Genomic DNA, 14,250 nt, shown 5'->3' with positions numbered 1-14,250 from the left:
GGTTTTGCCGTTACAGGTGGCGGGAAGGGGGTCTACAGCGCAATTCTGTGACCGACAACTTCAAAAGGCCTTGATCCAGATCAATGTACAAACGATCCCGCGAAGGAATCGTATGCAACCGGGCCGGGCCTGCGACCGAGTGCCGCAGCGGCCCCGCCCCGGGAGCCCCTACAATCGACCGGAACCTCCCCGTGGCCGCCAGTGACCTGTTTTGAGCATACCCCCTGACGCCACCGCCGTTGAAACGGCCACCTTGCGCCGCCAGCGCCTGCAGTGGCTGGGCGGGCTGGGGCAGGCCGCGCGCGGCCGCCAGCGCTGGGCGGCAGTGAGCATCTGCCTGTCCGGGGCGCTGCTGATCGGCCAGGCCGCGGCGATCGCCTGGCTGATCCAGGCAGTGCTGGTGCAGCACCGCCCGCTGGGCCAGGCCACCCCGGTGCTGCTGGGCCTGCTGGCGGTACTGGTGGCGCGCACCCTGCTGGGCAGCGCCACCCAGGCTGCCGCCGGCGACGTGGCCGATGCAGCGCGGCTGGCGCTGCGCGAGCGGGTCTACCGGCGGCTGCTCGGACGCGGGCCGCTGTGGCTGCGCCAGCAACGCACCGGCGAGCTGGGCGAGCTGATGCTGGCTCATGCCGATGCGATCGAAAACTACTACGCCGGCTACCAGCCGGTGCGCATCGAGGTGGTGGTGGTGCCGCTGCTGATCGTGCTGGCGGTGGCCTGGACCGATTGGGTGGTGGCGCTGATCCTGGTGTTCACCGCGCCGCTGGTGCCATTCTTCATGATGCTGGTCGGCTGGGGCGCCGAAGCGGCCGGGCGCGCGCAGCTGGGCGAACTGGCGCGGATGAGCGGGCATTTCGCCGACCGCATCAAGGGCCTGGGCCTGCTGCGCCTGTACGGACGCGGCCAGGCCGAACTGGCTGGGGTGGAGGCCGCCGCCGAAGGCGTGCGCGAGCGCACCCTGAAAGTGCTGCGCATCGCCTTCCTGTCCTCCACCGTGCTGGAGTTCTTCGCCTCGGTCAGCGTAGCCATGGTGGCGCTGTACCTGGGCCTGAGCTACCTGGGGCTGATGTCGCTGCACGCACAGGTGCCCACGCTGGGCGTGGGCATGTTCTGCCTGCTGCTGGCGCCGGAACTCTACGCACCGCTGCGGCGGCTGGCCGCGCACTACCACGACCGCGCCAACGCGCTGGCCGCCGCGGCCGAAGTGGAACGCCTGCTGGACGAGCTGCCGGCGGCCGGCGCGGCCAGCGAGGTGCCGGCCGCGCTGCCGCGCGCGCCCGAACTGCTGGAACAGCATGCCCCGCCGGTGCAGGTGCGCGAGCTCAGCCTGCGCCCGCTGGGCGCACCGCACGATGTGGTGCAGCAGCTGTCGTTCCAGATCGAAGCCGGCCAGCGCGTGGCCCTGGTCGGGCCCAGCGGCAGCGGCAAGAGCACCCTGCTCGAAGCCCTGGCCGGCTGGCTGCCGCCACGCTCGGGCAGCATCGTGCTGCGCCCGGGCCTGGAAATCGGCTATGCCGGCCAGCGCCCCTACCTGTTCCACGGCAGCATCGCCGACAACCTGCGCCTGGCCGCCCCCGGCGCCACCGACGCGCACCTGCACGCGGTGGCCGAAGCGGCGCAGGTGATGCGCTTTGCCGCCGCGCTGCCGCGCGGCCTGGACACGGTGATCGGCGAGCGCGGTTTTGGCCTGTCCGGCGGCGAAGCACGCCGCATCGGCCTGGCCCGGCTGCTGCTGCGCGACCCGCAGTTGCTGCTGCTCGACGAACCCACCGCCTTCCTCGATGCCGACACCGAAGCCGACCTGCTGCGCACCCTGGCCGCCTTCGCGCGCGGGCGCAGCGTAGTGATCGCCACCCACAGCGAAGCGGCGATGCGCTGGGCCGATACCCGCCTGACCCTCACCGCCAGCGGCGCCCGCCACACCTCGGAGCTGCCGGCATGAACACGCAACCCACCCACCGGCGTGGCATCGACACCCTCAAGGACGTGTTCACCCGCCACCGCGCTCGCCTGCTGCTGACCGTGCTGCTGCTGTGGACCACCATGCTGGCCGGCACCGCGCTGCTGGGCCTGTCCGGCGGCTTCCTCACCGCCGCCGCGCTGGCCGGCGCGGCCGGGCTGGGCAGCGGCTTCAATTTCTTCTCGCCCTCGGCCGGCATCCGCGGCCTGACCATGGCGCGCATCGTCTCGCGCTATTTCGAAAAACTGGTGGGCCACGACGTCACCCTGCGCATCGCCCGCGACCTGCGCGTGTGGTTCTTCCGCCGTGCGCTGCCGCTGGCCCCGGCGCGGCTGGCCGGCATCCGCACCGGCGAACTGCTGGCGCGGCTGATGTCGGACATCGGCGAAGTGGACGGCCTGCTGGTGCGCGCGATCGGCCCGTTGCTGGCCTTGGCCGGCATCTCGCTGGTGGCCGTGGTCTCGGCCGGCATCATCTACCCGCCCGCCGCCGCCCTGCTGGCGGTGCTGGCGCTGCTGATCGGCGTCGGCGTGCCCTGGCTGACCGTGCGCGGCGCCGGCGAACAGGAACGCGACCGCGCCCTGCATCGGGCGCAGCTGCGCACGCAGTCTTTCGAAGGGCTGGAAGGTACCGCCGATCTGGCCGCGCTGCAGGCCGGCGAGCACTGGAACCAGCGCGTGCTGGTAGCGGCCAAGCAGCTCAAATCGCGCGACCGCCGCCGCCGCTGGCGGCTGATCCGCGGCAACGCGCTGCACGGCCTGTGCGCCGCCGCCGGCCTGGTGGCCATGCTGTGGCTGGCCCTGCACGGTTTCCAGCAGGGCGCCATCGACGCCGCGCTGGCCGCAGCGCTGGTGTTCCTCACCGTGGCCCTGCTGGAACTGTGGGCCGGCATCGGCCTGGCCTGGCAGTCGTGGCTGTCCGGCCGGGTGGCGGCGGTGCGGCTGGAAACCATCGTCGACCAGGCCCCCGGCGTGGCCGAGCCGACCGACCCGATTGCGCTGCCGGCGCGGGCCGCCACGCTGAGTTTCGACAACGTCGCCTTCCGCTGGCCGGGCCAGGCGCGCGCGCTGCTGCAGGACGTGCAGCTGCAACTGCAGCCGGGCGAACGCATCGCCATCGGCGGCGACAGCGGCAGCGGCAAGACCACGCTGTCGGCGCTGCTGCTGCGGCTGTGGGACCCCGACGCCGGCCGGATCCGCTACGGCGGCATCGACATCGCCGACTTCGCCCAGGACCACTGGCACCGCCAGATCGCCTGGCTGCCGCAGAACGCCCCGGTATTTGCCGGCAGCATCGCCGACAACCTGCGCCTGGGCGATCCCGACGCCAGCGATGCCCGCCTATGGCAGGTATTGGCCGACGTGCGGCTGCAGGGCTGGGCCGAGCAACTGGGCGGCCTGCAGGCCTGGGTGGGCGAAAACGGCGCCACCATGTCGGCCGGCCAGGCGCGGCGGCTGGCATTGGCGCGCGCGCTGCTGCGCGACGCGCCGATCCTGCTGCTGGACGAGCCCACCGAGGGGTTGGATGTGGATACCGCGCATGCGTTGCTGCATGACATGGTGGCCGCGCTGGGCGGGCGGAGTCTGGTGATCATTACGCACGACCAGTTGCCGGAGGGGATCGTGCACCGGGCCACTCGATTGAGTTGTGGACGGCTGATTAATGTTTAGGCAAACTCGTTCAACTAGCTCAGAATAACGTGATCCAGTTGCGGGTCGCATAGGCATCTCCTCTCAGATGGTCACTTCGCGATCCAAGGTTCGGATGACTCAAGGGGCGGATGCGACACCCAGTACTGCATTCTGCATCGGAAGTATGGCCGTTCGATTCCAAATTGTTTACGGGAGCCTGGGTGGATAGTTGTTCCCAAAAGCTATCGAACTCCGACAGACTTGGGCGATATTACACCGCTCAAGACGTTGGCGCGTTGTTGGTAAGTCAAATTGATTTGGAAGCGCCTCGCCATATTATTGATTTGGGGGCGGGTGGGGGGGCGCTCTCAATGGCGGCGGCTGCCCGGTGGGCTGAAAGCGATATCATTACTGTTGATGTTGACGGTTGGTCCAGAGATGCTCTCAACAGGACTTTCGCGCAGAGCGGAAGACATCGACACATCAGAATGAGTGCGCTCAGTGCCCGTCTCCCTGAACGACTTCGCGAAACTAGCGGAGCTCAGTTTGGCGGTAGGGTCGATGCGGGCGTGTGTAACCCTCCGTTTATCCTGCCAAAATGGCGTGACGAGTATCTTGATATTCTTAATGATGCTGGTTTTGATTCCGTTCCGGTGATTCCTGGCTGCATTGAGGCACCTGCAATATTTCTCGCGCAAAACATGAGGGTGATTTCTAACGAGGGGCAGCTGGGAATTATACTTCCAGACTCACTAATGTCTGCCGCCAGATATAGGTGGTTTAGAGAGTCCTTGTTGACGAAGTATTCAGTTCGGCGCGTAATTAAGCTCCCTCGTTATTCTTTCAAGGGGACTGATGCGCTCGCTCATATTGTGATCCTGCAGAAAAGGGCTCCCGAGTCTCGCCATGTCGAACTCGCGAACTTTGTTGGCGGCCGTGTTGTTGCCCAAGGCACAGTTAGCTTCGAACAAGCTTCTGATCGAATGGATGGTGATTATCATAACTCCATTTCTTCGCGTGGCTCCCGGGCTGCTTTAAAGGTTGAGCTGGGCCATATTGCGGAGGTCAGTCGAGGTAGTGTCGAGTATAGCGTCGCCAGGGCATGTGAAATAAATGTTCTTCACACGACAGGTATAGGTGTCGAGAGTTTGGGCCTTTGGGTTGATCTGCCCACATCATTTTTGTCTTCGAAATTGCTACGAGCCAGCTGGATTCGGGCATGTCCCGGGGATATTTTAGTTGCCAGAGTTGGCAGAAATTTTGATGCCAAGATTATTGGCATAAATTCAGGGGGCGCGGTTCTTACCGACTGCGTGTATCGGATCAGGGTTCCTGCACGATATCGCAAACGCCTGCTTAACGCGCTCTCGTCCGAGAGCGGGCGCCATTGGCTGCGAAACCAGGCATATGGAGTAAGCGCAACCCAATTGACGAAGGGTGCGCTTCTGAAGTTTTGCTTTTAGTTATCAGGTGGGTGACAAGTGACGGAATTTGAAGAGCGAGCTGATCAGCTTGCATTGTCTGACATCGAATCCACTCTGTCGGATGGACAGATATTTAGGTCTGCTCGTAAGAAGTTATTGAGTCGCGGCGCGAAGCTACTGGTTGGTCCCCGTGGCACGGGTAAGACGCACCTGATGCGTTATACATACATTCAGGCGATGAGGGATCCAGCCTCGCCTCTTGCAGCTTATGCCAACTTCAGCCGTTACTTGAGTCTTGAGCCACTGCTGAAGAAGTCCCCTGACGCGCTTAAGCGATTTCACTCATGGGTGGTTGCACGCCTGCTAATAAGTGCTTTCGATCTCATTCACGACATGTTACCGGAGCACCCGTCAATCGACTCCGACTTCATGGTGCGCCATAGTCCTTTGCTGGATGAAGAGCGCCTTAGAGAGTTCGTAGCGTTACTTGAACGCGGCGGAGGCGCGGCCGAATATGATGTCTTCGGAAAGTTGCTTACTGTGGCGCTTGTCGTGGATGTTTTTTCTCTTTTGTGCAAAAAGTATCGGCGCTCTCGCGTCGTTCTTTTGCTTGATGACGCAGCTTTGAGTTTGGCTGACCAGTACTTGATCGCATTCTTTGAGGTGTATCGTCTGCTTAAAACAGAAAATATTGCGCCAAAAGCATCGGTGTACCCAGGTTCGACACAGTATGGTCCTACCTTCCATGCTTCGCATGAGGCACAGGAAGTGGAATTGTGGTTGTCCGTCGAGGATCCCGAGTACTTATCAATCATGGGGGATATTGGTGACCGGCGTCTTGCAGATGTCGTTTCAGGGATTCCCTCAGAGACGCTAAATCACTTCAAGTATGTCGCGTTTGGTAGCCCCCGTGCATATCTTCGTATGATTCGAGAGTACTCTGAGGCTCAATCATCGAGTGCGCAGAGTCGTGTCAACAGAATTACCGAAAGGCATGTCGAACTCTTATGGTCTGAATACGACTCTCTAGCTATTAAACTTAGGCAGTTTGCATCCGTTATCCGAACTGGCCATAGTTTCATTGATGCGTCGGTTCGGCATATCTCATCCGGTCAGGATCATGATTGGAGTGAGCGCAACGTCGTGCTTGGGTTGCAGCAGGACGTGGATCGTTCCACGTTGGCGGAGCGGATGCTCCGCTTCTTGGTTGAGGTTGGATTGCTCTACCCCCTGAACAGCCCGGTCTCTCACGGACGTAACAGGCGCTATGACCGATACATTGTTCATTTGGCATTCCTTCATGCTGCCGGCGTTTTTAGGCAGGGGCGCGGCTCCTCACCGCGGGATCTACCTGCTTATATGCAGCGCGCGGCCGGCAAGCACCCTATTCGGGCACAACTCGGAACGTTGCTAAGTGCTGATGAACTCGCTCACCTAGTGCTTGATTCTCCTGTTTGTCAACGTTGTGGTGCGGCCCGGATCAGTGAATCCCAGCGCTTTTGTCACAACTGTGGAGAGCAGTTGGTGGCGGCATCTCTGTTTGATCAGTGCATGCAACTTCCACTAAGTAACGTGCCCGGAATTAGTTCGGCGTTGATAGGGAGGTTGATTGCGGAGACGCGAATGAGAACGGTGGGAGACGTGTACTCGTCTCAAAGTCCTGGCGCGGATCTTCAGAAGGCAAGTTACATCGGGCCGAAAAGGGCCGGTGGTATCATAGACGCGGTCTCCGTGGTGGTTGGGGAGTTCTTGTCCTGATGGCTAAAGAATTTCGCTCTAACATCGAAGTTACTACTACGCCTGGTTCGCCGGAACTGGAGACACATACCCTGTTTGATCGGGGCTACGCCAATTTCAGGGGGTCCGCAATTGACGAGTTCACTAAGCGTCTTCGTTCGTTGAATTCGCTTGCGCCTATGCCAGACAGATTTGATCCCTACATGGGGCAGCTAGTGCTGCTGGGCGCTGTTGCAGCTGTTGAAAGTTACCTGCGGACCGTATTCAGGCGATCTATATTCTTGGATCCTATATGCCGTGAAGCTGCTATGAAACGAGATGTGTCTTATGCAGCTGCGCTGCATCTCAAGGCTGATCTACTGCCCGAAGCTCTTCTGGAGAGGATTAGCTTTACCAGTAAAGATAATATTGAGAGGGCTTGTAGGGACCTTTTGGGATATTCTGGTGATTTTCCAGAGGCGTTTAAGTTGGTGGTAGGAGGCTATGTTCGTGTCTGTCATTTGAGACATTGCGCAGTGCATAGGTTTGGTAAGTTGGGTGCGAGCAATGCTGTTCACTTAGGGATTGACAAACACGTAGGGTTGCTTGAGAAGCCACTTGCACTCGACTATGCGTCGCTACAGAGCGCCATCGCAATTGTCACTGCATTCGTGCGAGTATTCAATTCGTTCTTATTTAATGCGTTGATCTCAAGGCTGCCCGATGGCTACCTTACTGGAGTTTATACTTCTGATAGGTCTAGGTTTATTAAGTACTATTCCTTGTTTCAAGATAAGGAGAGCCTGCAGCGCTCTCCTGCGCCAAAAAGTGCATATTTGCAGTTCGTGCGAGAGCGAGAAGCCTTTCGAAATCCGCGTAGGCAGCCTAGGAACCAGTGACTCCAAGAGAGAGTGGTGCGAGCGTGCTTTTTACGGCGCCCTAACGGCGCCCTAGTGGCCCTGTCGACCGCAGCGCAAGCGATTTTTCTTCACTTTGTGGATTGCATGCCGCTATCGAGAGCCAGAGAAATCCACACGAAACATCAAGCTGGGCTTCTTGCGTCAGCAGGGATAGCACTGCCGTCCGTTCGGTCGCGATTGACCATTGCCGGAACGCGGCAGGTCGGCGTCACGGCACGGTTAGGCAGTTGGGTTCGCCCCATGCATGGAGTCAAAAGAGAGTCCGGACCGGTAGCCCGACTCGCCTCACCGGCTCGCTGATCGGGAAACCGGATCGGGCGGGGCTTGATCCCTGCAGCCGCGCCTGGCTACGTCCCTATTTGTGTGACTAGTATTCTAAACGGTCACTATTTGCCCGCTTTCCCGGGCGGCGCTACAGTAGCCGCATGAACACCGAAACCGACATTCAGCCCGCCGCGCGGGGCCCTGGGGACCATGAGGTTCGTGACCAGATCGTTGCCGCCGCGACCGAGCATTTCAGCCACTACGGGTACGAGAAGACCACCGTGTCGGACCTGGCCCGGGCGATCGGCTTTTCCAAGGCCTACATCTACAAGTTCTTCGCCTCCAAGCAGTCGATCGGCGAGGCGATCTGCCATACCTGCCTGCGTGGGATCGAGCTGCAGATCGAGGCGGCCATCGCCAGCACCGACAGCGCGCCGGAACAGTTGCGGCGCATGTTCCGCGTGGCCGTGGAAGCCAGCGTGGCCTTGTTCAACCAGGACCGCAAGCTGTACGAAATCGCCGTGGCGGCCGCCTCCGAAGGCTGGCCCACCGCCGTGGCCTACGAGGCCCGCGTGCGCGGGCAGCTGCAGAAGATCCTGGAGCGGGGCCGGCTGGCGGGCGACTTCGAGCGCAAGACGCCGCTGGACGAAGCCGCGCAGGCCATCTACCTGGTGATGCGCCCCTACCTGAACCCGCTGCTGCTGCGGCAGAGCCTGCAATACAGCGAGGATGCGCCGGTGCAGCTGTCCAGCCTGATCCTGAGGAGCCTGTCACCCTGACCAGAGAGTTTAGTGACTATTGACATGATTAGTCACTAGGAACAACAATGCCGGCCTGACCAGTCCCTTCCCGGGTGCTCCCATGCTGCGGCATCGTTCTTCAGGCTTTCTGTCCCTTTCCGTCCTTGCCCTGGCGCTGGCCGCCTGTGGCGGCACCCCGCCGGCCGATCCGCGCACCCAGCCGCCACTGGTGAGGGTGGAGGCGGTGCGTGCCGGTACCGGCCAGACCCGTGCCTTCACCGGTACCGTGCAGGCCCGGGTGCAGAGCGACCTGGGCTTCCGGGTATCCGGCAAGGTGCTGGCGCGGCTGGTGGATGCCGGCCAGCCGGTGACGCGTGGCCAGCCCTTGATGCGCATGGACCCGGCCGATCTGGAACTGGCCGCAAGCGCGCAGCGGCAGGCGGTGGCCGCCGCCCAGGCACGCGCCACCCAGGCCGCGCAGGACGAACTGCGCTACCGCACGCTGGCCACCAGCCAAGTGGTGTCACGCTCGGCCTATGACCAGATCAAGGCTGCGGCGGAGACCGCGCAGGCGGAGCTGCGCGCGGCCAGGGCACAGGCAACGGTGGCGGCCAACGCCAGTGGCTATGCGCTGCTGCTGGCCGACGCCGATGGCGTGGTGTCGCAGACCCTGGCCGAGCCGGGGCAGGTGGTGGGCGCCGGCCAGGTGGTGGTGCGGCTGGCGCGTTCCGGCCCCCGCGAGGCAGTGGTGCAGCTGCCGGAAACCCTGCGCCCGGCGCTGGGTTCGGCCGCCACGGCCAGCATCTTCGGCCACGCCGGTCCGCCCATTGCGGCGCGTCTGCGGATGTTGTCCAGCGCGGCCGATCCGCTCTCGCGCACCTTCGAAGCACGCTACGTGCTGGACACGCAGGGAGAGCCGGCGCCGCTGGGCGCCACGGTGATGCTGGAACTGCCTACGCCGGGTACTGCGGCGGTGGGCAACGGCGTGCGGGTACCGCTGGCCGGGCTCAACGATGGCGGCAAGGGCACCGGCGTATGGCGGATCGACGGCCAGCCGGCCAAGGCAAGCTGGCGGCCGGTGCAGGTACTGCGCATCTCCGATGACAGTGCGTATGTAAGCGGCAACCTGAAGGATGGCGACCGCGTGGCCGCACTGGGCGCGCACCTGCTGCGCGAAGGCCAGGCGGTACGCGTGCTTGAGCGCACTGCCGCGGCACCTGCCGGAGCGCCGGCACCGTGAGCGGTTTCAATCTCTCCGCGCTGGCCGTGCGCGAACGCTCCATCACGGTGTTCCTGATCCTGCTGGTGTCGCTGGCCGGCATCGTCGCGTTCTTCAAGCTTGGCCGCGCCGAGGATCCGGCGTTCACGGTGAAGGTAATGACGGTGGTGACCGCCTGGCCGGGCGCCACTGCCCAGCAGATGCAGGACCAGGTGGCCGAAAAACTGGAGAAGCGGCTGCAGGAGCTGCGCTGGTACGACCGCAGCGAGACCTTCACCCGCCCCGGCCTGGCGTTCACCACGCTGAGCCTGCTCGACAGCACGCCGCCGGCGCAGGTGCAGGAAGAGTTCTACCAGGCGCGCAAGAAACTGCAGGACGAAGCGGCCAACCTGCCGGCCGGCGTGATCGGGCCGATGGTCAACGATGAATATGCCGACGTCACCTTCGCCTTGTTCGCGCTCAAGGCCAGGGGCGAGCCGCAGCGCGTGCTGGTCCGTGATGCCGAAGTGCTGCGCCAGCGCATGCTGCACGTGCCGGGGGTGAAGAAGGTCAACATCATCGGCGAGCAGCCCGAGCGCATCTTCGTGGAGTTCTCGCACGAGCGCCTGGCCACCCTGGGCATCAGCCCGCAGGAGGTGTTCGCCGCGCTCAACGGGCAGAACGCGCTGACCCCCGCCGGTTCGGTGGAAACCCACGGCCCGACAGTGTTTGTGCGCCTGGATGGCGCGCTGGACGAGCTGGACAAGATCCGCAACACGCCGATCGTTTCCGCCGGCAAGACCCTCAAGCTGGCCGACATCGCGACGGTGAAGCGCGGCTACGAGGACCCGGCCGGCTTCCTCATCCGCAACGGTGGCGAGCCTGCGCTGCTGCTGGGCGTGGTGATGCGCGATGGCTGGAACGGCCTGGACCTGGGCAAGGCGCTGGACGGCGAAGTGGCGCAGATCAATGCCGAACTGCCGCTGGGCATGTCGCTGGGCAAGGTGACGGACCAGTCGGACAACATCAGCTCCTCGGTCAACGAGTTCATGGTGAAGTTCTTCGTGGCGCTGGTGGTGGTGATGCTGGTGTGCTTTGTCAGCATGGGCTGGCGGGTGGGGGTGGTGGTGGCCGCCGCGGTGCCGCTGACCCTGGCGGCGGTGTTCCTGGTGATGGCCGCCACCGGCAAGAACTTCGATCGCATTACCCTGGGCTCGCTGATCCTGGCGCTGGGCCTGCTGGTGGACGATGCCATCATCGCCATCGAGATGATGGTGGTGAAGATGGAAGAGGGCTTCAGCCGCGTGGCCGCGTCGGCCTATGCATGGAGCCATACCGCCGCGCCGATGCTGTCGGGCACGCTGGTGACCGCCGTGGGGTTCATGCCCAACGGCTTCGCGCGTTCCACCGCCGGTGAGTACACCAGCAACATGTTCTGGATCGTCGGCATCGCGCTGATCGCCTCGTGGGTGGTGGCGGTGGTGTTCACGCCGTACCTGGGCGTGAAGCTGCTGCCGCAGCTCACCCCGGTGGAAGGCGGCCATCAGGCGCTGTACGACACCCCGCGCTACAACCGCTTCCGCCGCCTGCTGGGCCGGGTCATCGAGCGCAAGTGGCTGGTGGCCGGTGCGGTGGTGGTGCTGTTCGCGCTGGCCATTGCCGGCATGGGCGCGGTGAAGAAGCAGTTCTTCCCGATCTCCGACCGCCCCGAAGTGCTGGTGGAAGTGCAGATGCCCTACGGCACCGCGATTGCCCAGACCAGCGCGGCCACGGCGAAGGTGGAAGCCTGGCTTGCCAGGCAGAAGGAAGCGCGCATCGTCACGGCCTATATCGGCCAGGGCGCGCCGCGCTTCTTCCTGGCGATGTCGCCGGAGCTGCCCGACCCGGCGTTCGCCAAGATCGTCATCCGCACCGACAGCCAGGAGCAGCGCGAAGCGCTCAAGCACCGGCTGCGCGAAGCGGTGGCCGCCGGGCTGGCGCCGGAAGCGCGGGTGCGGGTGAGCCAGCTGGTGTTCGGTCCGTATTCGCCGTTCCCGGTGGCCTACCGCGTGAGCGGCCCGGACCCGGCGGTGCTGCGCACTGTCGCCGACGCGGTGGAAGCACAACTGCAGGCCAGCCCGATGATGCGCACGGTCAACCGCGACTGGGGCGTACGCACGCCCGCGCTGCACTTCAGCCTGGACCAGGACCGCCTGCAGGCGGTAGGCCTGAGCTCCAGCAGCGCGGCCCAGCAGCTGCAGTTCCTGTTGAACGGCGTGCCGGTGACCACCGTACGCGAGGACATCCGCACGGTGCAGGTGCTTGCGCGCTCCTCCGGCAGCACCCGGCTGGACCCGGCCAGGGTGCAGGATTTCACCCTGACCGGCGCCGCTGGCCAGCGCATTCCGCTGTCGCAGATCGGCACGGTGGAGGTGCGCATGGAAGAGCCGGTGATGCGCCGCCGCGACCGGGTGCCGACGATCACCGTGCGCGGCGACATTGCCGAAGGCCTGCAGCCACCGGATGTGTCGGCGGCGATGACGGCGGCCCTGGCGCCGTTGCGTGCAACGCTGCCCAAGGGCTACAGCATCACCGAAGCCGGTGCGATCGAAGAGTCCGGCAAGGCGATGGCGGCGATGCTGCCGCTGTTCCCGATCATGCTGGCGGTGACCCTGCTGATCATCGTGCTGCAGGTGCGCTCGATGTCGGCGATGGTCATGGTGTTCCTGACCAGCCCGCTGGGCCTGATCGGCGTGGTGCCGACCCTGCTGCTGTTCCAGCAGCCGTTCGGCATCAATGCGCTGGTCGGGCTGATCGCGCTCTCGGGCATCCTGATGCGCAATACGCTGATCCTGATCGGGCAGATCCACCATAACGAGCACGAAGGCATGGGCCCGCGCCAGGCGCTGGTGGAAGCCACCGTGCAGCGGGCGCGGCCGGTGATCCTCACCGCGCTGGCGGCCGTGCTGGCCTTCATTCCGCTCACCCATTCGGTGTTCTGGGGCACGCTGGCCTACACCCTCATCGGCGGCACGATCGCCGGCACGGTGCTGACCCTGGTGTTCCTGCCGGCGATGTATTCCATCTGGTTCAAGATCCGCGCCGACGTGGCGCAGGGAGCGAAGTGATGCCAACCGCCAACAATGTACGGATCGTGGTGACCGGCATCGGCATCGTTTCGCCGCTGGGCGCCGGCACCGACGCGGTATGGTCGAAGCTGTTGGCCGGCGCTTCGGGCATCACCGCGCTGCCGGCCGAGCTTTGCGAAGGCGTGGGCGTGGCCATCGGCGGCCGGGTGCGTGGCGTGGACGAAGACCCGTTGACCGGCTACAACCGCCGGGCCAGCATCAGCGACAAGGACCTGCGCAAGATGGACCGCTTCATCGAGTTCGCGATCATCGCGGCCGAGGAAGCGCTGGCCCAGGCCGGGTGGATGCCGGCGACCGAGGCCGAACGCAACCGGACCGCAACCGTGATCGCCTCGGGTATCGGCGGCTTCGGCGCGATTGCCGAGGCGGTGGAAACCACCCGGCTGCGGGGGCCGCGCCGGCTGTCGCCGTTCACTGCGCCGTCGTTCCTGGGCAACATGGCTGCCGGCCATGTATCGATCCGCAACGGCTTCCAGGGCCCGCTCGGCGCGCCGGTCACCGCGTGCGCGGCAGGCGTGCAGGCCATCGGCGATGCGGCGCGGATGATACGCGCCGGTGAGGCCGATATCGCCGTCTGCGGTGGCACCGAGGCAGCGCTGCATCGCGTGTCGCTGGGCGCATTCGCGGCCGCCAAGGCACTGTCCACCGGCTACAACGACAACCCGCAGGCCGCGTCGCGACCGTTCGACCAGGGCCGCGACGGCTTCGTCATGGCCGAGGGCGCCGGGCTGCTGGTGATCGAATCGCTGCAGCACGCGCTGGCCCGCGGCGCCACGCCGCTGGCCGAACTGGTCGGCTATGGCACCAGCGCCGACGCCTACCACCTCACCGCCGGGCCCGAAGACGGTTCGGGCGCGCGGCGGGCGATGGCCCAGGCGCTGGGGCAGGCGGGCATCGATCCGGCGCAGGTGCAGCACCTCAACGCGCATGCCACCTCGACCCAGGTCGGCGACCGCGCCGAGCTGGCCGCGATCCGCGCCCTGTTCGGCGCCGCCCACGGGCTGCACATCACTTCCACCAAGGGCAGTACCGGGCACCTGCTGGGTGCGGCCGGCGGCATCGAAGCGGCGTTCACCGTGCTCGCGCTGCGCGACCAGATCGTGCCGCCCACGCTGAACCTGGCCGTGCCTGACGCGCTGGCCGAAGGCTTGAGCATTGCCGGGCCGCATGCGATGCCCGCTGCGATCGAACATGCGTTGTCCAATGGCTTCGGTTTCGGCGGGGTCAATGCCAGCGTGCTGTTCAAGCGCTGGCCCTAGCCGGAGCCGG

At 64.5% G+C, this 14,250-nt stretch carries 9 protein-coding genes; all 9 read left to right on the top strand.

From position 1 onward, the window contains the following. The first annotated feature begins 211 nt into the window (after positions 1-211). The 9 genes from cydD to fabF all read left to right on the top strand — a co-directional run bounded on the left by cydD (position 212) and on the right by fabF (position 14,240). A complete protein-coding gene (gene cydD, locus AC3ITM_RS12410; protein WP_489265365.1) occupies positions 212-1,942 on the top strand; it encodes a thiol reductant ABC exporter subunit CydD in 1,731 nt (576 codons plus the stop codon). After that, positions 1,939-3,630, top strand: coding sequence for a thiol reductant ABC exporter subunit CydC (gene cydC / locus AC3ITM_RS12405; protein ID WP_489265364.1), 1,692 nt, complete (start codon positions 1,939-1,941; stop codon positions 3,628-3,630). The genes cydD and cydC overlap by 4 nt, the downstream gene beginning before the upstream one ends. A gap of 182 nt (positions 3,631-3,812) precedes the next feature. Next, entirely contained in the window at positions 3,813-5,054 is a 1,242-nt protein-coding gene (locus tag AC3ITM_RS12400; RefSeq protein ID WP_489265362.1) for an N-6 DNA methylase, read from the top strand. Between the two features lie 18 nt (positions 5,055-5,072). Beyond that, positions 5,073-6,773: a P-loop NTPase family protein gene (locus tag AC3ITM_RS12395; protein WP_489265361.1), complete on the top strand. Its 1,701-nt coding sequence runs from the start codon at positions 5,073-5,075 to the stop codon at positions 6,771-6,773. Further along, positions 6,773-7,630, top strand: a complete 858-nt coding sequence (locus tag AC3ITM_RS12390) for a hypothetical protein (protein WP_489265359.1) — start codon at positions 6,773-6,775, stop codon at positions 7,628-7,630. The genes AC3ITM_RS12395 and AC3ITM_RS12390 overlap by 1 nt, the downstream gene beginning before the upstream one ends. Before the next feature lie 446 nt (positions 7,631-8,076). Beyond that, complete coding sequence (locus AC3ITM_RS12385) at positions 8,077-8,694, top strand: TetR/AcrR family transcriptional regulator (RefSeq protein ID WP_489265358.1); 618 nt, start codon at positions 8,077-8,079, stop codon at positions 8,692-8,694. Between the two features lie 82 nt (positions 8,695-8,776). Beyond that, a complete protein-coding gene (locus AC3ITM_RS12380) occupies positions 8,777-9,895 on the top strand; it encodes an efflux RND transporter periplasmic adaptor subunit (protein ID WP_489265356.1) in 1,119 nt (372 codons plus the stop codon). Next, a complete protein-coding gene (locus AC3ITM_RS12375) occupies positions 9,892-12,960 on the top strand; it encodes an efflux RND transporter permease subunit (protein ID WP_489265354.1) in 3,069 nt (1,022 codons plus the stop codon). Before AC3ITM_RS12380 ends, AC3ITM_RS12375 begins: the two co-directional genes overlap by 4 nt. After that, the gene (gene fabF, locus AC3ITM_RS12370; RefSeq protein WP_489265353.1) at positions 12,960-14,240 is read left to right on the top strand and encodes a beta-ketoacyl-ACP synthase II; all 1,281 of its coding nucleotides are present in this window, start codon (positions 12,960-12,962) and stop codon (positions 14,238-14,240) included. The genes AC3ITM_RS12375 and fabF overlap by 1 nt, the downstream gene beginning before the upstream one ends. The last annotated feature ends 10 nt before the right edge of the window (positions 14,241-14,250 follow it).

The sequence above is a fragment of the Stenotrophomonas sp. KH_029 genome, from assembly GCF_057839765.1.
Note: the sequence above shows the minus strand (reverse complement) of the source record. Positions and strands in the feature narration are given on the sequence as shown.

Bases quoted from the DNA above. Each gene is read 5' to 3' on its own strand.
- fabF (WP_489265353.1), top strand. From the start codon at position 12,960: ATGCCAACCGCCAACAATGTACGGATCGTGGTGACCGGCATCGGCATC.
- AC3ITM_RS12390 (WP_489265359.1), top strand. From the start codon at position 6,773: ATGGCTAAAGAATTTCGCTCTAACATCGAAGTTACTACTACGCCTGGT.
- cydC (WP_489265364.1), top strand. From the start codon at position 1,939: ATGAACACGCAACCCACCCACCGGCGTGGCATCGACACCCTCAAGGAC.
- AC3ITM_RS12380 (WP_489265356.1), top strand. From the start codon at position 8,777: ATGCTGCGGCATCGTTCTTCAGGCTTTCTGTCCCTTTCCGTCCTTGCC.
- AC3ITM_RS12385 (WP_489265358.1), top strand. From the start codon at position 8,077: ATGAACACCGAAACCGACATTCAGCCCGCCGCGCGGGGCCCTGGGGAC.